The following is a 20,006-nucleotide window of genomic DNA, read 5'->3' on the forward strand; positions in this document are numbered from 1 at the left end:
AATGCGCCTATCAGCTACCCTCGGATACGCCGCTAGTCAGTCTTTAGATCAAGAAACGGGGGCGTCAGCCCACAGTCCAAGGCAAGTTTGTTGAGGTCCTGGCATAGGGCCGGGTTGAGCCTAACGCCGTCTTTGCGGCGAGCCTCAGCGGCAGCCGTTTTGCCTTCGCCCGGCAGGCGCACGGGATCATGACCGGGCAGGGGGGGAGATGCACGCATTTCAGAAAACACGCGGGCTGCGTTAGAAGCAAAGTCTTTGTCCAATCCAAAAGCTGCCGGATCAAGCGCCATTACAAATTGCCCTGTGTTCGTGGACGACGTTGTGTCTGAGGTGAAGTTAACCACATCAGAGCCGAAGGCCGCGCCGTTCAAGACCCCGGCCATCAACCCGATAGCCACCGAAAGACCGAACCCTTTCGGACCGCCGATCGGCAAAAGAAACCCTTCTGACTTGAGGGCGGGGTCCGTCAATGGGTTTCCATCACGCCCAACCATCCAGCCTTCGGGCATAGGCTTGCCTTGCTGCAACAGGGTTTTGATCTTACCCATCGCGGCTACGGTCGTCGCCATATCAAACACAAACGGGTCGGGGCCATCGACGGGGGCGGAAAAAGCAATGGGATTGGTGCCAAGAAGCAAATCGCTTCCGCCATAGGGCGGGACATGGTTCGCGCTGCCCACTGCGGCTGCCATACCAAGCAACCCAGCCTCAGCTTGTGGACGCACATAAAGTGCGAGTGGTCCTGCATGGTTGCCGCGCCGAACACCGACCCACCCGATACCGGCCGCTTTTGCCTTTTCTATTGCAAGATCCCGCGCCGCCGACATAGCCAGATGGCCGAGGCCGTCATCTCCGTCGATCAAAGCGGTTGCAACAGTCTCATGTATTACTGTGACTTTTGGCGTAGGATTAGAGCCGCCTCCCGCCAGCCGGGCTAGGTACTGTCGCAGGCGAAAGACACCGTGCGTGCCATAGCCATAAATGTCGGCCTCAACCATCGTCGATGCCACTTTGTCCGCATCTGATTTTGGCACACCACGAGTTTCGAGTGCGGCCGCCACAAAATCACGCAGGGTGTGGCAGTCTATGTTCACAGGCTCAGAAGTCATCTCTTCCTACCTGTTCCTTGTGCCAGAACACCAATTTACGCTGTGTCCAAACCACCGACGCAAATACGACCAGACCGACAAGGCTGAGATACAGGATTAACGAGAAGACGCGCGGCGTGTTGAGTTGCGAGGCCGCAACCCGGATAAGTTCGCCAAATCCCTTGCCACCGCCTAGGAATTCTCCTGTGATCGCACCGGCCATAACGCCGACTGCTCCGATCTTAAGGCCGGTAAAAATCTGCGGCAGGCCAGTCGGCAGTTTCATCTTGAACAATGTCTGCATCCGACTTGCGCCCATCGTCTTGAAAAGCATACGCGCGTTTTCATCGGCGGCGTGAAGCCCAGCCGCAGTACCGACCACGATTGGAAATGTCGCGATAAAGGCAGCAAGTGCGACCTTTGATTCAATACCAAAGCCCAACCACGCTACAAAGAGTGGGGCAAATGCCACTTTTGGCATGGTATCTATCGCCACCAGATAAGGCATCACTGCCTTTTCACCAAATGCCGTTTCCCCCACCAACACGCCCAGCGAAAAACCGATCGCGATTGCCAGTGCAAAACCATAGATAACTTCTTTGATTGTGATCCACAGCGCCCCAAGCATGTAGCCGCCAGTCAATAGATTTTGTCCCACGAAGATCATATCTTTCAGGGTTTCCAACGGTGTAGGCAGAATGATTGGGGAAACCAGCTTAAGGCTCGTAACAATTTGCCAAGTGCCGACGAAAACCACGAAGACAAAGGTCATCGCCAGCCAGCGTGGGACCGAGTCGATAAAGTGAACTTTTTGTTCCCATACCGTGTCTTCTGCGGTGTCGGCGTCTTTTAGGGCAGGTGAGTAGTTATGAACGTCGCTCACATTTCTTCTCCCTTATCCAGGAGGCTGCGAATGTAGTCTACAATAGCGCCAAACTTGGGTGTGGTCATCATATCCAACGTGCGTGGGCGTGGCAGGTCGACCTTCACAATTTCGGCAATCCTGCCCGGGCGTGGTTTCAACACGACGATTTCGTCGGACAAAATCACGGCTTCCTGAATAGAGTGCGTAACAAGAAAAGCAGTCGCATCCTGTTCATGGCAAATCCGCTGCAATTCCATATTCATCATGTCGCGTGACAGCTCGTCCAGCGCGCTGAATGGTTCGTCTAACAAAAGTACAGCTGGTTCTGTGATCAGCATACGGCAGATTGAGGCGCGCTGAGCCATGCCGCCCGACAATTCGTTCGGGTATACGTTTTCGAATCCCTTCAGGCCCACGATGTCCAATAGTTCGTGAGCCTTGCCCATTGCTTGCTTGGCGGCTGCCTTTCCGTCGCGGATCTCGATTGGCAACACGATGTTTTCCACTGCTGTTTTCCAGGGAAATAGTGTCGCTTGTTGAAACATCATACCAATGTCTCGACGGGGACCGGTCACTGGCAAGCCCTGTAGGATCACACGCCCTTTGGTGGGAGGGATCAGACCCGCCATGATCTTGAGCAGAGTGGATTTCCCGCACCCGCTGGACCCAATGACAGAAGTGAAGCTTCCTTTCCGTAGCGTCAGATTAATGTCCTCAAGCGCAACAACAAGGTTGCGCGCATAGGTCTTGCTTAAATGGGTCAATTCGTAGACCGGCGTGCCCAAGGGCGCGCCGGAAAACTCTTGTGCGGCTGCAGCGTTCATTTGCTGGCGGCCTCGTTGCCAATGGCGGCAAATTCGTTGGTCCAGGCGGCGTTCAAGTCATCCAGCGGCCCTGGGATTTCGCCCCCTGCAACAAGTGCGTCTTGCCATTCCTGCCAAACTTCGGCGGGGTACCATCCCAAACCGTTGCTTGGATCCGCTGCTATGGTTTTCGAACGTACGGCATCGAACAGCGCTGACTGGAACTCCTTGTCCTCGCCTTCCTGCGGATTGCCGTCCGCCAGATGCTTCAGCACAGCTTCACGGTTAGCATCATCGAGAGCAAAGGCATGGCCACGTGCGAACGCGCGGCTCCAGGCCTCGACCAATTCGCGATCGTTGGCGATTGTGTCAGCCATTGTGGCGATACCGTTTCCGAAGAAACGCCCAAATTCCGCAGGCGTGATGTCACGCACCTTCATTCCGCGCTGGTTCAGGATTGCTGTATCAGCCGTCGAAGCAGAATATGCGTCGATTTCGCCGTTCAAGAAAGCTGCTGTCGCCGGGCCGCCGTCGCCAACGGTAAGAAATGTGAAATCCTCACCTTCTTTCATACCTGCACCGGTCAAGACGTTTCGTGCAAAACCCACTTCGGCACCGTCTGCGGTGCCGGTTCCGATGACCTTTCCGCGCAGTTCCTCAACGCTTTGGACTTCAGAGTCTTCCGGCACCGCGATGCCGAAGTTGCTGCGTGCCGCAACGTTGTAGATATGTACGGCATCCACATCGCGCGAGCGCGCGGCAATCAGCGGGCCGGGGCCGGGGCGACCGAAGTGTGCTTGTCCTGCAGACAATGCCTGAAGCACGGCGCCTGAGCCGTTGATAGCCTCGACGGTCACGTTCAATCCTTCATCTGCGAAGTACCCTTCTCCAATGGCGACAAACACAGGAAATGAGTTGATTGCCGAAGGGCTGGGTTGCACGAAGGTGATTTCACGCAAGTCTTGCGCAAAACCCATTGTTCCTAGTGCTCCTGCTACCGGAACAGCAGTAAGCAAGGACGCTGTGAAAGTCCTTCTGTTCATCATTGTAGTCTTCCTCCCTTGAATGTTGACGCCTCACAGCGATTGCTGCGTAGGAGTCATTACACGGCACGCACTTTGTTCCTTAGCGTGCCGATTTCGGAAACCTCGCAAACTACGACGTCCCCGTTTTTTAAAAACTGCGGCGGTTCCATTGCGTATCCGACGCCTGATGGCGTACCTGTCGCAATGATGTCTCCCGGTTCTAGTGTCAGGCCTTCTGACAAAGATGCGATCAACGTTGGAATGTCGAATATCATGTCCGACGTCATCCCCTTTTGGCGCTGCTCACCGTTAACTGTAAGTCCGATCGACAGAGCTTGCGGATCGCTGATGGCATCGGCGGTCACGATGCAGGGACCAATTGGGCAAGATCCATCCAACCCTTTGCCTTTGAAGTACTGGCCGCCATGGCGGCGCTGTATGTCTCGGGCGGTTATGTCGTTCAGAATAGAATACCCAAAGACATGATTAAACGCATCTGCCTTGGTGATGTTACGCCCGCGCTCCCCTATTACGACTGCCAACTCGACTTCGTAGTCGATGGACTGCGACACCGAGGGAAAGAGTAGGATGTCAGCGTCTGGCGCAACGACCGAGGTCGGCGGCTTGGTAAAGAAAACCGGATGCTCGGTGATGCCGATTTTCTCTTTTTGCGCCCGCTCGCCTTCTGCGATGTGCTCAGCGTAGTTTCGCCCCACGCAGAAAACGTTCTTGCGTGGCGTGGGAATGGGCGACAGAAGAGGCGCGTCTTCGGGGACGAGCAGGTCCTTGAGTTCGCCTGCCTCACCCGCGGCAACAACGGCACTCAACGCCTCCAGCGCGGTCTGCCCGCCTTCGATAATCAGCTGCATCGTGCTTACATCAAGAGCCGTATCCGGCATGAGCATCTTAATCGCACGCGAAACATCCAACCTGCTTCCGTTAGCAAGCAATGCGACGCAAACGGCGTGGCTATCTATTGAAACAGTCGCTAAACGCACTCGGCTCTCCTCCTACATGCTAGGGCCCACTTAGGTCACCGATCTTCGCAGGCGACTCAGATTTGGTTGTCACTTGCCCTTGAGTTTTTGCCGACTTGGAGTTTCAATCAATCAACCAATCACCAAATTGGGTGAAGATGTGAGCAACCCAACCGAACTCGCGCAACACGTACGTGACCTGATTAACAATGCTGGATACCGGCATAATGACAGGCTTCCGCCTGAACGCGAACTTTGTTCAAAGCTTGGAACGACCCGAAACCAATTGCGAAGAGCTTTGGCAGAGCTTGAGGCGCAGGGGCTCATTTGGCGGCATGTAGGTCGCGGAACTTTCGTTGGTTCCAGACCGGTTCTTAACCTCACAGACGTAACCTATTTGGGCAATCAAATTAAACCAGAGCAGGTTGTATCGGTGCGATTCACGATCGAACCGCAGCTCAGCCGCCTTGCAGCGCTCCACTCCACCCGTTCAGACCGCGAACAAATGAGGCTCTGCGCCGATAAATGTCGAACCGCAGAGGATTGGCGTACTTATGAAGCATGGGACAACAATTTGCATCATGCGATAGCCCGCTCGACTAGGAACCAACTCTTTCTTTACTTTTTTGAGACGTTGAATTCGGTTCGAAGATCTATTGTTTGGGGACAGCCACGCGAAACCCTAAAGCCCGCAGAGGATTATTCCAGTTTTAGCGAACACGATGTGATCGTGTCTGCGATAGCAAAGGGCGACGATGAGCTTGCGGCAAGTGCTATGGTGGATCACCTGAAATCGGTTTATTCGCGTGTACTGCCAACGAGCATCCAGTCTGACGACTGAAGCAGCATCAACGCCCAACCAATTCTAGAAATGGTCGGGCCAGAAGGAGGCTGGAGCTCTTGCAAACTCGCCCCAATTTTGGCGATGACTTGGTAAGCGGCCACGTTTGATCGTATCTAGCGTGGCATCGATCGGAAGGTGTCTGACCGTTTGGAAATCCGATCTTTGGCAATAAACGTTCAGGAGGAAGCGATGTCCGATCATGTCATTCCCGCGCCGCAGGTGCATGTAATACCCATAGCGGGGGGCGGCACATTCCCGGTTCGTCGTGTTTACTGCGTTGGGCGAAATTATGCCGCGCACGCAATTGAGATGGGCCATGACCCAAACCGGGAGCCTCCGTTTTTCTTCCAAAAAAACCCGAACAATTTAGATCCTTCCGGGGAATTCCCTTACCCTCCGCACAGCTCCGACGTGCATCACGAAGCTGAAATGTATGTTGCGCTCAAGTCGGGCGGTACGAATATCTCGGTAGACGATGCGTTAGATCATGTCTTTGGGTACGGTCTTTCGCTTGATATGACTCGTCGCGATCTGCAAGGGCAGATGAAAAAAATGGGTCGCCCGTGGGAAATTGGCAAGGCATTTGAGCGCTCAGCGCCATGCGGACCAATTCACAAAGCATCAGAAGTCGGGCATCTCGACAAAGGACCTATTACTCTGACGGTGAATGGTGAAGTTCGGCAAGAAGGTGACTTGAACCAGATGATCTGGAAAGTCCCTGAGATGATCTCCTACCTGAGCGATTACTTTGAGCTCGCTCCCGGAGACGTTATTCTTTCGGGAACTCCTTCTGGCGTTGGCCCCGTCAACCGTGGCGATGTGATGGTTTTGGCGGTGGAGAAACTGGGTAGCCTAACCGTCCACATAACTTAGCAAGTACAAAGTCAAACCCCCTCCGCGAAATAGGCCAACGCTTTTGTAGACGGATCCCAGATGCCCCACTTAGTTGCCGAATTGATCGCACCCCATTCTGGTACCGCAAATGCTATCGGTGCCCCAGGTCGATCTTGGTTGAACTACCTGGGGCTGCGAGAGCTTTGCGCAAAGGTCAAAAAAGATCTCCATCAGATCGGAGTAGGTCGTGGCGACCGAGTGGCAATTGTGTTGCCCAATGGCCCCGAAATGGCGACGGCTTTCATATCCGTTGCCCAATTGGCGACGACGGCACCATTGAACCCGGCGTACACTTACGAAGAATACGTTTTCTACCTCAAAGACCTGAACGCCAAGGCCCTTCTTGTAAACGAAAACGACGATGGACCTGCCGTAAAGGCCGCTGGGGACCTTGGCATCGCAATCTTGAGGGCCTCTCACGATAGCTTACATTCGGCCGGACAGTTCTCTATATTGTCCTGTGACCCAATTGGCACGGCTGACACATCCGCACCGGGTGAAGATGATGTCGCACTGATACTGCACACGTCAGGAACAACGTCGCGTCCCAAGATCGTTCCTCTGACGCAGGCTAATATCTACGCATCCGCGCGGAATGTGGCTTCGTCTTTAAAACTGACAATCGACGATCGTTGTCTGAGTATTATGCCGCTGTTTCATATCCACGGGTTGATTGCGGCTGTTGCCGCGTCTTTAGGTGCTGGATCTCAAATTAGCTGCGCCCCCGGATTCAACGCTCTTAGTTTTTTCTCACAGGTCGCTGAAGTTGATCCGACCTGGTACACCGCAGTTCCGACGATGCACCAAGCCATTCTCACCCGCGCTGCACGAAACCAAACGATCATTGAGCAATCGCGGTTGCGCTTTCTTCGATCTTCTTCTGCTTCGTTGCCGGGCCCGGTAATGGAAGAGTTGGTGGCAACTTTTAATGCGCCCGTCATCGAAGCCTACGGCATGACTGAGGCGACACATCAAATGTGTTGCAACCCGCTTACTCCCCAAACTCAAAAACCCGGATCTGTTGGAATAGCAGCAGGCCCCGAAGTCAGAATTGCAGACGAGAACGAAAATGTTCTGATCTCTTCGAGGGACGTCGGAGAAATCGTTATCAGCGGTCCGAACGTGACGCCGGGATACGAAAGCAACCCGCAGGCAAATGCTGAAAATTTCTTTGAAGTGGACGGAAAAACTTGGTTTCGCACTGGTGACCAAGGGTCGTTCGACGAAGAGAATTACCTACGACTGACCGGTCGTCTTAAGGAGCTTATCAATCGCGGTGGAGAGAAAATCAGTCCACTTGAGGTTGACGCTGTACTCTTAAGCCACCCAGAAGTCGCTCAGGCAGTTTGTTTTGCCGTTCCCCACGAAAAACTGGGTGAAGACATAGCGGCAGCTGTGGTGCTTTCAGAAGGAGCGACGATCCAAGGTCAAGAGGTCAGGGCTTTTGTCGGCGCGCGGCTCGCAAAATTCAAGGTGCCGACTTCGGTGGTTGTTCTTGAAGAAATTCCAAAAGGCGCGACTGGCAAGATACAAAGGATCGGACTAGCTGCTAAATTGGGACTGGCAAAGGCTTAGACACATGAAAGTTTGTATCTTTGGTGCCGGAGCTATCGGAGGTTACGTTGCCGCGAAACTTGCACAGACTGATACAGAAGTCAGTGTCGTCGCGCGTGGCCCCCACTTGGCGGCAATGCAGGAAAAAGGACTGACCCTTCTTGAGGAAGGGCATGATCCGGTTAGCGTTCCAATACGCGCTTCAGACAATGCTGCCGATCTCGGCCCACAAGATTATGTCTTCATCACACTAAAAGCGCATTCCGTCCCAGCAGTCGTAGACTCAATGCAGCCGTTGATTGCAGACGAGACAACCGTAGTTAGTGGAGTGAACGGGGTGCCCTGGTGGTACTTCCACAAACTAGGCGGTCCTTACGAGGGAACGAGGTTGGCGTCAGTCGATCCGGGAAATGTGCAGTGGGACGGTTTTGGGCCAGATCGCGTCCTCGGATGTGTTGTTTATCCTGCCGCCGAGGTCATTGCTCCAGGATCAATCAAGCATATAGAAGGCAATCGTTTTTCGTTGGGCGAGCCCGATGGTGCTAAATCAGACCGTGCTGCCAAGCTTTCGGCTGCGCTATCCGCCGCCGGAATGCGTGCGCCCGTCAGACCAAGAATCCGAGATGAAATTTGGTTGAAACTGTGGGGTAACTTGTCGTTCAACCCGATTTCCGCTCTTACCCACTCAACACTTGATGTCCTGTGTGCCGACGAAGGCACGCGCTCGGTAGCACGCGGAATGATGCTCGAGGCTCAAGAAGTCGGTGAAAATCTTGGCGTAAAATTCCCGATAGATGTTGAAAAACGCCTCGACGGCGGAGCGGCTGTCGGTGCACACAAAACCTCAATGTGGCAGGATCTGGAGTTGCGCCGACCGATGGAAATTGATGCCTTGGTCACTTCGGTGCAAGAACTGGGGCAACTTACAGGGGTCTCAACGCCCAAAATCGACATTGTAGCATCACTGATCAAACTGAGGGCAAAGGTTGCAGGTCTTTACTAGAGTCTTTGTCGGCCTTGCAAAGAGAGCATTGCTTGAGGCTGATATGTGAGACTGGTACGAACGTGTCATACAGCGTCTTTGGGAGTATTCCTGCACCTTCGATGACAGTTAGCTCCTCGTATTGGGCCATAAATGCTTGACGTTTGGGTGGGAATTGCGTGACGCGATTTACCCATTTGTTGATATACTAGACGCCGATTGAGTCAGGAATCAGTGACGTTCCACATTTCCTATTGAACGTCACACGAACCTGACCCAACCGTCATAGTTGGACCAGAAACTAGGTGAACGTTCGACATCAGAAGGCGCCCCCAACGTTGGACATCAGTTGAATTTGACCTTTGCGTCATCAACTAACACGCCTCCCACATTTTTTGCTCCCGCAGGCAGTTTGGTTTGTTCTGACTTCCCTTTCGGAAAATCAGAGCTGATTTGTAAGTCAGACAGCGAAGATGCCTGTTTGCGGCTATCCGGCCAAGAAATGCCATCAGGATCAGCGCCTTTCAGGATGCCAAGCGCAAGGGCCTTGGATTTGCGTCTTGTTGGACGTGTGTGAAAGATGATGTCGTGACCACGCGGCCAATTACCGAGCCACCGGACATCATCCGGGTCTTTTCCGAGGCGACGGCTCAGACCCAGACGCGAGTACCCGTTCCCAGGCACGGTGCGGGGACGTTTGCGTTTGTAGTGGGCCATGTCTTTGGCCTTTCATGCAGTTTTAGAACTACATGGCACCCTCCATCGTTTGGTTTGCTGGTCTTGAGCTGGGCTCTGCTTTGACACTGAACACGCAGCCGGACTGGATATCGGATTAGTTCTTCAAAATCAATCGAAGGGAATAGGACGGCTTTGCATAGGGATTTGTGCATCGGCTCTGGCACCCGGAGAGGCCCTTTAGTCAGGGCAGTCTACAGGCAACGGATCGTTACAAGTATTTCATGTGCGTAGGCCGCTGTCAGTTTTTCCTAAAGGCCAACTACAAGCAATTGTTAAACTGCGAGGTGAAGAGACATGACTGATGATCGAAATGATCTTTTTGAACGGCTCAAACCAATTTGGGAGGCCGTAGTTAAGTTGGGCGAGAACACCCCCGAACTCAGTATGAAGGCCTATCTCAATGAGATGAGGAGCGAAGTAGACAAAGCACGGACCGCTTCATTGGGGACTGAAAACAATCCGGATCGGTGTGACGAAAAAGTAGCGGAGGATCCTGAGGCTCAGTTCAAGATGATTGCAGTCGCCTATGCCACCGGAGACATGGATGAGGTCGATCAGTTGATAAACTACCTTGCTTTTATACGTCGTATGAAAAAACAGGGCATTTATGAATTGGGGCACTGGAGTGATGAAGACCCAGGTGGGCGGTGATACAACCAGAGATCGCTTCACATAACACCCATACTGCGATGTGCGCGGTTTGTTATAACGCTGCTATTCGTGCATTGGTTGCAGAAAACTGCCATTCGAGACGCGGTTCGAGGACGACCGCCGTGCGGACTCTACCGACATTGCCGTTTCCGGTGTTTGCTGACGCAGCATTCGATTGCAGATGCGGTATACTCGTCGCTGCGTTGCAGCTGATTTCGCCAGACCGGTCGTTGAAATCCAGTCTGAGGGGCGGAATTCAGTCCGCCCTTTCGCCGCAACCGGGACCGGCCATCGAGGAGCGGGACGTTGCCGCCTTTTGCTGATGCAGACTTTGCTCGCACAGTAAACACTCGCTCTTATGCCAGCTATCATTCGGCAGCGAGATGTGAAAACCGACGCGCTCTAAAACCTGTGAACGCATTCGGAATTCGCTTTTCAGGCGGATGGAAGAGCTATTACTGGTCATTTCCAAGGCTTGCAGTTGGGTTGATTGTTAGAAACATCAAACCACCATTGATTACAATCCGCCCGAAAGTGGTCATATTCCTCAAACCCCGAACCCAGTTTCAATCAACGGGCATTGAGGTGCCCTCCACGCAATTTCAATTTGAGCCTGTTTCACGTTCCGTGAATGCCCTGAACACGCCGAGGGTTTCCTCGCTGACATGATGCTCGATACCTTCGGCGTCGTGCTCAGCCACATCTCTTGAAACGCCCAAAGCAACCAGGAAATCCACAACGATCCGATGACGTTTCCGGCACGCCTCAGCCAATTGGCGTCCCGCATTCGTAAGGCGGAGCGAGCGGTAAGGTTCATGTTCGATGAACCCTTCGCGTTTTAGTCGGGACAAGTTCTTTGAGACGGTGGGTTGGGTCACACCAAGGCGTTCAGCAATTTCCACCGGTCGCGCAGCGCCCCTCTCGTGGATCAGTTCGGCAATAAGCTCCACATAATCCTCAACCATTTCGCTTTGATGTGCCGTGCGAACCGCTTCGAATCCACTGGCCTGATTGTCAATCTTGCGGTCGGCGTCCTGTGGAGTGCTGTCAGTCATTGGGCTCACGATTACGTTATTGGCCTTCCTGTACGTGTATGCATTGCATCGCGCGGCTTGACAACGGCCTGCTGGTCACGAATAAATTAGACAAGGCTAATAATTGTAGACGAGTCTATGAAGAATCTAATTGCATCCACATTCCTCGGGTTGTTGCCTGTCATAGCAGGTGCCACGGCAATCGAAGAGGCGCCGTGGGCACCGCGGGCAGCTGCGTACCGATTGACCTTGTTCATGGGAAACCTGAGCCCGGTTCCGTGGGACAAGATCGAACAAAGCTGGATGTCGCCGCCCCTTGGCAGTGATCTGCAGATTGATGCGATTTCGCGCGTTTCCGAAGCCGAGGCTCAAGCGATCAGCCGCGCACTGGATTCCGAAGACCGCCAGGCGCTGTTCGAGGCCAGCACAGCAGCCATCGCAAGTGGAATTCTGCGGCATCTGGATGCAGCCAAGGCGGCGCTTGGCCAGCCCAAAGCCGCATCGGAGGTGTCTCAGGCCGCCGCCTTGTTTCGCGCATTTGAGGACGGCATCAAGGCAGCCGATGCACAAGCCGCGCGTGATCTGGGGCGGGCCTGGCTGGTTCTGAACTCTTCCCTTGGTAGCGCGGGCGTATTGGGTAACGGTGCGCAGAATGTTGATGCCGATAGATTTGCCGAGGCGCACAGTGTTGTAGCCGACTATATCCGGGCAAATTACCTTCCATCAGAGTTTACTGAACGAAACACGCTAACGCCAATCCCCGAGACAGTGGTTCGAAGCGGAACGCCAGTCACGCTTCCCGCCACTCTTCCACCCGGATCAAACATCGCCGATCAGAGCCAACTACCCCGGTTGGTGCTGCAATTCGAAGAAGCTGGCGAGGACGAAGCCAACCTGCCGCTAGTGGCTTTTGGCGACATGCTGTTCGACAGTCCTGAGATTTTTGGCGGCCCCGCACGCGAGTTGGGGATTGCCTGTTCGACCTGTCACAACCGGTCGGATGTGAATCGCGAGTTTTTCATTCCCGGCCTGTCTTCTCATGCAGGCGGCATGGATGTGGACGGATCGTTCTTCAATCCGATGTTCAATGATCGAACGGACGATCATCTGGACACACCATCGATGCGCGGTATCCGGTTCACGGCACCTTATGGCCGGGACGGGCGCGAACCCAGCCTGCGCCGGTTCATCCGCAACGTGATCGTGACCGAATTTGCCGGGAAAGAACCGACACCTTTCCAATTGGATGCGCTGGAGGCTTACGTCAAACAGTTCGACTTTTTGCCCAACCCTAAGATTGACCGGGCAGGCAGGCTGACTGATCTGGCATCCGATGCGGCCAAACGCGGAGAGGTATTGTTCAACACCGAGTTTGCAGGTCTGGACGACAAGGCCTGCGCATCTTGTCATACGCCGAACCGCCAATTCCGCGACGGGTTGACCTATGACATCGGCAGCGCCGAGCCTCCGTTCCAGGGCGGTACACCAACCGCGTTCGAAACACCGACGCTGCGCAACGTCAATTTCACCGCGCCCTACATGCATGACGGGTCTCTGCCGACGTTGGCCAGCGTAGTGGATTGGTTCAACGACACCAAGCAACTTGGGCTGGATGAGGCGCAACGCGCCGATCTGACCGCTTATGTCGAGGCTGTGGGGGATGGCGAAGAGCCATATCAGGTATTCGATGGTCGCGACAGCGTATTCCGGCTGTCATGGGAAGAGCTGACCACTTTCGCAAGCACATTGGACACCCTGTTGCCGATGCAGGATGCAGAAAATATCGCGCTGCTGATCGACACGGTCGCCCCCGATCTCGCGGCGGATGCCAGTGTCATGGTCAATCAGAGTTCCAAGCCGGAAATCTATGAATTCTCCGCCATTTTGCGAGCGGTCGGCGATGCCAGCGCCAGCGGTAATTGGGGCGAGGCAATCCGCCAATGGGAATTGTTCAAGGTCATGCAGGCCGAAATCGACGAGAGGATGTTCTGATGGTGTCGCGTCGCAACTTTCTGGCCACGGCCACTGCCATGCTCGCCATGCCTGCGATGGCGGCGGCCAATCAGGGTCTGAAACTGGCTTTCATCCCACAGGAGAACCCTGAGAAGCTGCTGGGGGATATCAAGGTCATCACCAAATGGTTGACGGATCAGATGGGCGTCCCGGTCACCGGGTTTGTCACTTTCGACCATGCCGCTGCCGTCGAGGCACTGCGCAATGGCGATGCTGACATCTCTTTCATGGGAGCGCTGCCATTTGTCCTGGCCGAGGATCAGATCGGCGCCGTGCCGCTACTGTCTGAGGTCTATCGCGGACAGCCCAGCTATTCTGGCCGCGTTTTCGTGCGTCGCGACAGCGGGATCGAAACGTTGGCTGACCTTGAGGGGCGCGACATTGCCTTTTCCGATCCGGTGTCGGAATCCGGTTACATTTATCCGCTTGATCTGTTCGTACGTGCCGGGCTGTTCACTGGCACGGGCGATGCGGACAGCTTTTTCGGGCAGAAATTTTTTGCAGGCGGTTATCAGCAGGCGATGCAGGCCATGGCCAGTGGGCTGGTCGATGCGGCAGGAGCCAGTCAATATGCCGATCTTTATCTGACGCCGGATCAGCAGGCCGAAGTCAAAGTGCTGGCTGAATCCGAACAGATCCCCAGCCATGCGGTCATCGCCCGCCCTGATCTGGACGCAGGATTGCAGGCGAAATTCGTGGACACCATGCTGCGTCTCAACGAGGCCGAGAACCGATATCTGTTGGCCTATCTCTTTGGCCCGGATGGTTATGTTCCTGCCGACCCGACCGTGTATGACGGCGTGCGCGAGACCGCGCGGCGCTATGGATTCCTGAAATGACCGCTGTCATCGCGCTCAACGCCGTGTCACACTGCTTTGACGGCGCAGCGGCGTTGACGAACCTGTCTCTTTCCGTGCAACCGGGTGAAAGCGTTGCGCTGCTCGGGCCATCCGGCGCGGGGAAGTCAACGATGCTGGCGCTGTTGGATGGTCGGCTGCGCGGTTGGCAGGGCCAGGCCAGTGTGTTGGGCAATCAGCTGTCAGCAACAAGGTCCCCGGCACGTGAGACTCGTGCCGACATTGGTTTCATATTCCAGGAGTTCGCGCTGGTCGACAGGCTGAGCGTCTATCAGAACGTAATGAACGGGCGGTTGGGCCGGATGAAAAGCTGGCCCGCACTTTGGGGCCGCTTTGGCGAGCAGGACCATATATGCGTCACCCGGGCGCTTCAGGATACCGGCTTGTCCGATCTGGCGCATCGGCGTGCAGATCGGTTATCGGGCGGTCAAAGACAACGCGTAGCGATTGCTCGCTGTCTGGCGCAAGACCCCGAACTGATCCTGGCGGATGAACCGGTCAGCAATCTGGACCCCGCTCATGCCGAGCGCATATTGGGCCTGATCACCGGTGCGGCGCGCAGTCGTGGGATCGGCGTCATGTTCAGCTCGCACCAGCCCGAACTATCGCGCCGGTTTGCTGACCGCATTTTGGGCCTTCGTGGCGGTGAGATCCTGTTCGACAAACGGTCTGGTCAGGTGACAAGTGAAGATATCGACGGGCTGTATCACGGTATCAGCGCCACAGCAGGGTTGCGCGTGGTCAGCTGATGGGCCGGTCTGTCATTTGGGGCGCTCTGGCGTTGGCGATCCTGTGGTCTTTGAGCAGTGCCGACATGGGGCTTGAAAAACTGCCCGGTGCCGGATCGCGCCTAACCGAGTTTCTGGGGCGCATGATCCCACCCGACCTCTCGATCTGGCCCGAGGTGCTGAGAGGTCTGGCCGAAACACTGCGGATCGCCATCCTCGGCACTCTATTTGCCATTATCCTGTCCGCCGGGCTGGCCGTTCTGGCCGCCGAAACGCTGGTGCCTCCGGCCATCTGGCGTCCAGTGCGTGGCATGCTTGCAGTGATCCGTTCGATCCCGCTTATCCTTGTTGCGATGCTGATGGTTGGTGCGGTGGGGCTTGGGCCCTTGCCCGGCATTCTGGCCATCACCTTTCACGCCACAGGCATGTTGGCCAAGTTCTATTCCGAAGCCATCGATAACGTCGCCGCCGCGCCGGTGGCCGCACTGGAAAGCGCGGGTGCCAGCCGAACCCAACAGCTGCGTTGGGCGATCTGGCCGCAAATGGCACCGGTGATTCTGCGTGACACCGTGTTTCGGTTCGAGCTGAACCTGCGTGAAAGCCTGATCCTCGGCATCGTTGGTGCGGGTGGCATCGGCCTCTATGTCCAGACTTACGTGCGTTCGTTTCAATATGACAAGGCCGCAACCGTCACGTTGGCCATCGTTGGACTGGTACTATTGTCCGAGGCCCTGAACACCGCCTTGCAAAAGCGGTTTAGCTAACGTTCCTGACCTAAGCGACGGTTCGGTTTTCTCTGATGTACAGTTAACTTGCACAAATTCAACCTGACGGCACCAGTCACAAGGCAGTTCAAACACACTGAAAATACGCGAAAAACATGGAGAACGGTAACCCGGAAACAAGATTTGCAGCATGATTCCGCTACCATTAAGCCGATCTAAAGTACAAGCCTGATAATTTTAGATACTGGTGCTACTCATACACTGAGAACTAGGGACCTTCTTCCTAACGAACGGAGTATCCGATGGTCAATTGTATCGCGAAGCGGGCTTTTTGTTATGCCGGTCAGTTCGTATTAAGTCTTCTGACCATTGCTGGTATTGCGATTGCCGTTCCGTCGTCGACTTTTGCAAATACCCTTCTTCACGAAATCAAAGCGGTCCCCGCCCCGACAGGGGCCAGGGAACTTTGCCAAAGCTATCCGTGGGCCTGCGACCGATCCACCACAACCAGTGTCTTGGACACCGCCACCCAACTCAGGTTAGCGGCTGAAGTTAATCGCGAAATAAATCGGAAAGTACGCGCGGTTTCAGATCAAAACCAATACGGTCGCAAAGAAGTCTGGACGCTACCAACGGCACGCGGCGGCGATTGCGAGGATTTCGCACTTCTCAAGAAAAAAGAACTCATTCGCATAGGTCTTGCCCCATCCAGACTGTCAATAGCAACTGCCCTCGATCGGCAGCGGAATTCGCACGCCGTTTTGATCGTCCGAACAAAGAGCGGGGACTATGTGCTCGACAATCTGACCAATCAGATGAAACCATGGCAAGACACCGGATATTCGTTTCTTCGTATGCAAGATTCCAACACGTCGTCTGGTTGGGCAATGGTCATGAGGGGCGGCGTCTTCCCACCTTAGAGCCTTTCACAGAAACGTCTTTGCCTGTTGCAGTTACGTTCACAATTTCGGAGTTGGCGCGACGGTCAAAAACCGTTGCCTCACACCGCGACTGGAATCTGTTGGCCTCCGCTTTCAAGGGACAGGTGGGCGTGGCTATGATCGTGGCGATCATGTAGCGTCGTGTTTTTCTCCGTGCGAATGCGTTGCCGCAACTCGGGCTATCATTTTCCCGGACCGGAGAGCACGAACGCGTGCATTCATCCAATGTCGGATAACAAAACGGTATAGCCAGGCTTGCACACGACCGAAATCCTGCGCGTGATCGGCATAAAAGGCATCAGGCGTGGCAAAGACGCCGAAATCCTGGACGATTCCGGTTTTTTGAATGTAAGTGTTGTCACCTTTCCAATTGACCTGAGGCGCACTCAGGCACTCGGTGCCCACCCCATAGCCACACAAGCTTTCGGTCTTGGCAAAGGTCTGCTGCAATACGCGCAGAAACATCTCGTCCAGAATGAACCCTTCGAGGTTCAACCATGCCTCGTCGACCTCGACTTCGACCCAGGAATGGATGATTTCTTGTGGAGCCAATGGGTAGACAAGCTCAGGTACCACACCACGCTGCAATTGCTTGTGGATTGTAAAGCCGTGCAGGCGGCATCGGATACCAACCCCACGCAAAAGCGCCATCAAAAGCGTACCCTTGGTATTGCATTGCCCATACCCATCGGCCAGCACATCCGAGGCCGGGATGTCATCGGCCCGGTTGTAGCCGAAGGCGATTTCGTTTCGCACGAAGTCATAAAGCGCACCGATGCGATCTGTTTGCGGTAGGTCGCGCCAGCGTCGATTGGTGATGAGCGCGGCAATGGGCCCAGTTTCAAAATCCAGAAGTGGTGTGGCCGTAAGAAGCGGGTCGTTGGCAGCCATAATATCTCTCCACGAAGCACTTGAGAGATGTGTAATTGCTCCAGTCACTGTAGGTTCAAGAAGTTTTTTTTTTTGGATTCTCGAGTTCGCCGCTCGACTTCAGGCGCCGATTTCGTCGTGGTCGGTCAGGCATTCGGAATGATCGCGCAATACTTCGAGAACACGACATTCGGATGTGTTGCCACCGCTGCATTCGTGCACCATGCGTTGAAGCTCGGTGCGCAGTGCTTCGAGGCGGGCCATTCTTTGCTCGACCTGTTTGAGTTGCCGGCGCGCGATGGAGTCTGCCTCTGCGCAAGAGCGATCCGGATTGTCGCTCAGATCAAGGAGCTCACGGATCGCTTCCAGCGAAAATCCCAACTGACGCGCATGTCGAATAAAGGACAGGCGGTCGACTTCGGCATCGCCATAGCGCCGCTGCCCCCCTTCTGTTCGGCCAGGCTCTGGCATCAACCCGATCTGCTCGTAGTAGCGAACCGTCTGAACCTTTGTTCCAGTTCTTTTCCCAAGGGCACCAATCGTTAGCACATGTGTCTCCATTTAAAGGTACAGTAACTGTAGTTTTGAGCGCGGCGGCCGACAAGTGAAACGGCATAGTTTCGCCGACCCCGTGACACCCCGCCGCAGCCACCAAAACCGTATTGAACCTCTAGCTGCTAGAGCATGTACATGCGCATTCAGATACAAGAATCAAAGCAGGCAGTTCACGTTGAAACTGACAAAGTTCCAAAAATTCCTATGGGCTGTAGCAGGAGTCGCCACGGCGGCGTTTGTCTATCTGATGCTGTGGTCTGACTACAGTGCTAGCCAAAACCAAACCTACGCCGCAGCATTTAGTGCCAGGTTTGAATTGACCGATCATTCGGGTGTCACACGATCCGAAAAAGACTATGCCGGGCGTTGGATGCTGGTGTTTTTTGGCTTCACCAACTGCCCGGATGTCTGCCCGACGACCCTGTCCGAGGTCGCGGCCGTCATGGACGGTCTTGGAAACAAAGCGGAAGAGGTCCAACCTATCTTCATCTCCATCGACCCCGAGCGGGATACGCCTTCGGACCTGGCCGAATATGTGCCGCTCTTTGATGCAGGCATTGTTGGCCTGACCGGTACACCTGAGCAAATCGCGCGAACTTCCGAGTCTTTCCCGATCTTTTACGAACGGGTCGAGGAGGCCTCGGCACCCGATGGGTACACAATGGGGCACACGTCGCATTTGTTCCTGTTCGACACACAGGCAGATTTTGCCGAATCTTGGCCTTACGGCACACCCGCCGAAGAGATACTGGCGGATCTGAAACAGAGAATCTGACAACAATGACCCGATTGACCAAAGAAACCACCCTTGGCCTGGCCTGGATGCTAGCGCTGTTTTCATCGCTTGCCGTTTTGTTCATCGGCGAGGTGCTGGGGCAAACGCCTTGCCTGCTCTGCTGGTTTCAGCGCGCGTTCATGTTCCCATTGGCCATCATTCTTGGGCTCGGTTTATGGTGGCAGGACTGGCGCGTCGGTCGATACGGGGTCGCGCTGGCGATTGGCGGCGCAGGCGTGGCCTTGTGGCACATGGGCCTTTACGTCGGTCTGATCCCTGAAAGAATACAGCCCTGCACCGCAACGGGACCGTCCTGTACGGATGCGAACCAGTTGGTCTTTGGCATCCCAATCCCGCTGATGGCGCTTGTTGCGTTTGCACTTATTGGCGCGTTGTCCGCCCTTTCACTCAAGGAGATACAAGAATGAACAGACGTGGTTTGATCCTGTCCGTTCTCGCGCTCGGCGCCGCCGGTTTCGGCGGCGGTGCGTGGTACGTGAACCGTTCAAATTCAGCGGGCGTTGCCGATCAGGTTGCGCCTGAAATCGCTGAAGCACTTATCCGGCCCTATTCCCCGATACTTGGCCCGGAAGACGCACCCGTCACCATTGTCGAGTTCTTCGATCCGGCCTGCGAGGCCTGCCGCGCCTTTCATCCGGTCGTGAAAGACATCATGGCACAACACGGCGACGCAGTGCGCGTTGTTATCCGTTACACCCCGTTCCATGGCGAAGCGTCTGAAGAAGCGATCCGCGTACTGGAAACCGCGCGAATGCAGGACGTTTTCGAGCCGGTGATGGAAGCCGTATTGAGAGAACAACCCAGATGGGCCGCCCATGGCGCACCCGAACCGGGTCTGATCCTGCAGATTGCTGCATCGGTCGGTCTGGATATCGAAGCGGCAAAGACACAGATGCGCGCGCCTCAGACAACGGGGCTACTTAATCAGGAACGTGCGGACGTTGCGGCTGTTGGCATACAGCAAACGCCCACTTTTTTCGTCAATGGCAAGCCACTCGATCCATTCGGTGAAGCCGAGTTGAGACGTCTGGTCGCGGCAGAAGTCGCAGCGTCGCAAAGTTAATCA

Annotated in this window: 22 protein-coding genes; 13 read left to right on the plus strand and 9 right to left on the minus strand. The window is 54.9% G+C overall.

Features of this window, described 5'->3' with window-relative positions; translation table 11 throughout:
* Positions 1-32 precede the first annotated feature (32 nt).
* From ACR0JB_RS17380 to ACR0JB_RS17400, 5 genes are all read right to left on the minus strand, one after another.
* Entirely contained in the window at positions 33-1,109 is a 1,077-nt protein-coding gene (locus ACR0JB_RS17380) for an Ldh family oxidoreductase (RefSeq protein ID WP_480790117.1), read from the minus strand.
* Complete coding sequence (locus ACR0JB_RS17385; protein ID WP_170512646.1) at positions 1,099-1,971, minus strand: ABC transporter permease; 873 nt, start codon at positions 1,969-1,971, stop codon at positions 1,099-1,101. The genes ACR0JB_RS17380 and ACR0JB_RS17385 overlap by 11 nt, the downstream gene beginning before the upstream one ends.
* Positions 1,968-2,777, minus strand: coding sequence for an ABC transporter ATP-binding protein (locus ACR0JB_RS17390; protein WP_058275284.1), 810 nt, complete (start codon positions 2,775-2,777; stop codon positions 1,968-1,970). Before ACR0JB_RS17390 ends, ACR0JB_RS17385 begins: the two co-directional genes overlap by 4 nt.
* The gene (locus ACR0JB_RS17395) at positions 2,774-3,733 is read right to left on the minus strand and encodes an ABC transporter substrate-binding protein (RefSeq protein ID WP_480790118.1); all 960 of its coding nucleotides are present in this window, start codon (positions 3,731-3,733) and stop codon (positions 2,774-2,776) included. Before ACR0JB_RS17395 ends, ACR0JB_RS17390 begins: the two co-directional genes overlap by 4 nt.
* A gap of 125 nt (positions 3,734-3,858) precedes the next feature.
* Positions 3,859-4,779: a fumarylacetoacetate hydrolase family protein gene (locus tag ACR0JB_RS17400; RefSeq protein ID WP_480790119.1), complete on the minus strand. Its 921-nt coding sequence runs from the start codon at positions 4,777-4,779 to the stop codon at positions 3,859-3,861.
* Positions 4,780-4,918: 139 nt separating this feature from the next.
* On the opposite strand from ACR0JB_RS17400, the gene ACR0JB_RS17405 reads away from it, so the two are divergent.
* The 4 genes from ACR0JB_RS17405 to ACR0JB_RS17420 all read left to right on the plus strand — a co-directional run bounded on the left by ACR0JB_RS17405 (position 4,919) and on the right by ACR0JB_RS17420 (position 9,053).
* The gene (locus tag ACR0JB_RS17405) at positions 4,919-5,599 is read left to right on the plus strand and encodes a FadR/GntR family transcriptional regulator (RefSeq protein WP_170507054.1); all 681 of its coding nucleotides are present in this window, start codon (positions 4,919-4,921) and stop codon (positions 5,597-5,599) included.
* Positions 5,600-5,791: 192 nt separating this feature from the next.
* Positions 5,792-6,475: a fumarylacetoacetate hydrolase family protein gene (locus ACR0JB_RS17410; protein WP_170397500.1), complete on the plus strand. Its 684-nt coding sequence runs from the start codon at positions 5,792-5,794 to the stop codon at positions 6,473-6,475.
* 60 nt (positions 6,476-6,535) lie between these two features.
* Entirely contained in the window at positions 6,536-8,071 is a 1,536-nt protein-coding gene (locus tag ACR0JB_RS17415; RefSeq protein WP_170397496.1) for an acyl--CoA ligase, read from the plus strand.
* A gap of 4 nt (positions 8,072-8,075) precedes the next feature.
* On the plus strand, positions 8,076-9,053 hold the full coding sequence (locus ACR0JB_RS17420) for a 2-dehydropantoate 2-reductase (RefSeq protein WP_170397493.1): 978 nt from the start codon (positions 8,076-8,078) through the stop codon (positions 9,051-9,053).
* 324 nt (positions 9,054-9,377) lie between these two features.
* Here ACR0JB_RS17420 and ACR0JB_RS17425 read toward each other — a convergent pair whose 3' ends face one another.
* The gene (locus ACR0JB_RS17425) at positions 9,378-9,749 is read right to left on the minus strand and encodes a hypothetical protein (RefSeq protein WP_170397491.1); all 372 of its coding nucleotides are present in this window, start codon (positions 9,747-9,749) and stop codon (positions 9,378-9,380) included.
* A 315-nt stretch (positions 9,750-10,064) separates the two neighbouring features.
* Here ACR0JB_RS17425 and ACR0JB_RS17430 point away from each other — a divergent pair, with 315 nt between their 5' ends.
* Positions 10,065-10,421, plus strand: coding sequence for a hypothetical protein (locus ACR0JB_RS17430; protein ID WP_170397489.1), 357 nt, complete (start codon positions 10,065-10,067; stop codon positions 10,419-10,421).
* 602 nt (positions 10,422-11,023) lie between these two features.
* Here ACR0JB_RS17430 and mntR read toward each other — a convergent pair.
* On the minus strand, positions 11,024-11,476 hold the full coding sequence (mntR, locus tag ACR0JB_RS17435) for a manganese-binding transcriptional regulator MntR (protein WP_480790120.1): 453 nt from the start codon (positions 11,474-11,476) through the stop codon (positions 11,024-11,026).
* Positions 11,477-11,593: 117 nt separating this feature from the next.
* Between mntR and ACR0JB_RS17440 the strand changes: the two genes are divergently transcribed.
* The 5 genes from ACR0JB_RS17440 (at position 11,594) to ACR0JB_RS17460 (ending at position 16,698) form a co-directional block, all read left to right on the plus strand.
* Positions 11,594-13,447 (plus strand): cytochrome c peroxidase, encoded by a 1,854-nt coding sequence (locus ACR0JB_RS17440; protein ID WP_480790121.1) that lies wholly within the window; start codon positions 11,594-11,596, stop codon positions 13,445-13,447.
* Positions 13,447-14,307 carry a phosphate/phosphite/phosphonate ABC transporter substrate-binding protein gene (locus ACR0JB_RS17445; protein WP_480790122.1) on the plus strand — a complete coding sequence of 287 codons (861 nt, stop codon included), beginning with the start codon at positions 13,447-13,449 and terminating at the stop codon, positions 14,305-14,307. Before ACR0JB_RS17440 ends, ACR0JB_RS17445 begins: the two co-directional genes overlap by 1 nt.
* Positions 14,304-15,074 carry a phosphonate ABC transporter ATP-binding protein gene (locus ACR0JB_RS17450; RefSeq protein ID WP_480790123.1) on the plus strand — a complete coding sequence of 257 codons (771 nt, stop codon included), beginning with the start codon at positions 14,304-14,306 and terminating at the stop codon, positions 15,072-15,074. Before ACR0JB_RS17445 ends, ACR0JB_RS17450 begins: the two co-directional genes overlap by 4 nt.
* On the plus strand, positions 15,074-15,817 hold the full coding sequence (gene phnE, locus ACR0JB_RS17455) for a phosphonate ABC transporter, permease protein PhnE (RefSeq protein ID WP_480790124.1): 744 nt from the start codon (positions 15,074-15,076) through the stop codon (positions 15,815-15,817). Before ACR0JB_RS17450 ends, phnE begins: the two co-directional genes overlap by 1 nt.
* 263 nt (positions 15,818-16,080) lie before the next feature.
* Complete coding sequence (locus ACR0JB_RS17460) at positions 16,081-16,698, plus strand: transglutaminase-like cysteine peptidase (protein WP_480790125.1); 618 nt, start codon at positions 16,081-16,083, stop codon at positions 16,696-16,698.
* 150 nt (positions 16,699-16,848) lie between these two features.
* Here ACR0JB_RS17460 and ACR0JB_RS17465 read toward each other — a convergent pair whose 3' ends face one another.
* Both ACR0JB_RS17465 and ACR0JB_RS17470 read right to left on the minus strand, forming a co-directional pair.
* Positions 16,849-17,610 (minus strand): transglutaminase-like domain-containing protein, encoded by a 762-nt coding sequence (locus ACR0JB_RS17465; RefSeq protein ID WP_480790126.1) that lies wholly within the window; start codon positions 17,608-17,610, stop codon positions 16,849-16,851.
* 99 nt (positions 17,611-17,709) lie between these two features.
* Positions 17,710-18,138 carry a MerR family transcriptional regulator gene (locus ACR0JB_RS17470; RefSeq protein ID WP_480790127.1) on the minus strand — a complete coding sequence of 143 codons (429 nt, stop codon included), beginning with the start codon at positions 18,136-18,138 and terminating at the stop codon, positions 17,710-17,712.
* A gap of 181 nt (positions 18,139-18,319) precedes the next feature.
* Between ACR0JB_RS17470 and ACR0JB_RS17475 the strand changes: the two genes are divergently transcribed.
* Genes ACR0JB_RS17475 through ACR0JB_RS17485 form a run of 3 tightly spaced genes read left to right on the plus strand, consistent with a single transcriptional unit; the run spans position 18,320 to position 20,003 of the window.
* Entirely contained in the window at positions 18,320-18,919 is a 600-nt protein-coding gene (locus tag ACR0JB_RS17475; RefSeq protein ID WP_480790128.1) for an SCO family protein, read from the plus strand.
* A gap of 5 nt (positions 18,920-18,924) precedes the next feature.
* A complete protein-coding gene (locus ACR0JB_RS17480) occupies positions 18,925-19,347 on the plus strand; it encodes a disulfide bond formation protein B (RefSeq protein WP_480790129.1) in 423 nt (140 codons plus the stop codon).
* Positions 19,344-20,003 carry a DsbA family protein gene (locus ACR0JB_RS17485; protein ID WP_480790130.1) on the plus strand — a complete coding sequence of 220 codons (660 nt, stop codon included), beginning with the start codon at positions 19,344-19,346 and terminating at the stop codon, positions 20,001-20,003. The genes ACR0JB_RS17480 and ACR0JB_RS17485 overlap by 4 nt, the downstream gene beginning before the upstream one ends.
* Positions 20,004-20,006: the final 3 nt, after the last annotated feature.

This window comes from Ruegeria sp. BI7 (assembly GCF_056537925.1).

Excerpts from the sequence above, each read along its gene's own strand:
- ACR0JB_RS17380 (WP_480790117.1), bottom strand. The coding sequence starts at position 1,109 with ATGACTTCTGAGCCTGTGAACATAGACTGCCACACCCTGCGTGATTTT.
- ACR0JB_RS17390 (WP_058275284.1), bottom strand. The coding sequence starts at position 2,777 with ATGAACGCTGCAGCCGCACAAGAGTTTTCCGGCGCGCCCTTGGGCACG.
- ACR0JB_RS17395 (WP_480790118.1), bottom strand. The coding sequence starts at position 3,733 with ATGGGTTTTGCGCAAGACTTGCGTGAAATCACCTTCGTGCAACCCAGC.
- ACR0JB_RS17410 (WP_170397500.1), top strand. The coding sequence starts at position 5,792 with ATGTCCGATCATGTCATTCCCGCGCCGCAGGTGCATGTAATACCCATA.
- ACR0JB_RS17415 (WP_170397496.1), top strand. The coding sequence starts at position 6,536 with ATGCCCCACTTAGTTGCCGAATTGATCGCACCCCATTCTGGTACCGCA.
- ACR0JB_RS17420 (WP_170397493.1), top strand. The coding sequence starts at position 8,076 with ATGAAAGTTTGTATCTTTGGTGCCGGAGCTATCGGAGGTTACGTTGCC.
- ACR0JB_RS17425 (WP_170397491.1), bottom strand. The coding sequence starts at position 9,749 with ATGGCCCACTACAAACGCAAACGTCCCCGCACCGTGCCTGGGAACGGG.
- ACR0JB_RS17430 (WP_170397489.1), top strand. The coding sequence starts at position 10,065 with ATGACTGATGATCGAAATGATCTTTTTGAACGGCTCAAACCAATTTGG.
- mntR (WP_480790120.1), bottom strand. The coding sequence starts at position 11,476 with ATGACTGACAGCACTCCACAGGACGCCGACCGCAAGATTGACAATCAG.
- ACR0JB_RS17440 (WP_480790121.1), top strand. The coding sequence starts at position 11,594 with ATGAAGAATCTAATTGCATCCACATTCCTCGGGTTGTTGCCTGTCATA.
- ACR0JB_RS17445 (WP_480790122.1), top strand. The coding sequence starts at position 13,447 with ATGGTGTCGCGTCGCAACTTTCTGGCCACGGCCACTGCCATGCTCGCC.
- ACR0JB_RS17450 (WP_480790123.1), top strand. The coding sequence starts at position 14,304 with ATGACCGCTGTCATCGCGCTCAACGCCGTGTCACACTGCTTTGACGGC.
- phnE (WP_480790124.1), top strand. The coding sequence starts at position 15,074 with ATGGGCCGGTCTGTCATTTGGGGCGCTCTGGCGTTGGCGATCCTGTGG.
- ACR0JB_RS17460 (WP_480790125.1), top strand. The coding sequence starts at position 16,081 with ATGGTCAATTGTATCGCGAAGCGGGCTTTTTGTTATGCCGGTCAGTTC.
- ACR0JB_RS17465 (WP_480790126.1), bottom strand. The coding sequence starts at position 17,610 with ATGGCTGCCAACGACCCGCTTCTTACGGCCACACCACTTCTGGATTTT.
- ACR0JB_RS17480 (WP_480790129.1), top strand. The coding sequence starts at position 18,925 with ATGACCCGATTGACCAAAGAAACCACCCTTGGCCTGGCCTGGATGCTA.
- ACR0JB_RS17485 (WP_480790130.1), top strand. The coding sequence starts at position 19,344 with ATGAACAGACGTGGTTTGATCCTGTCCGTTCTCGCGCTCGGCGCCGCC.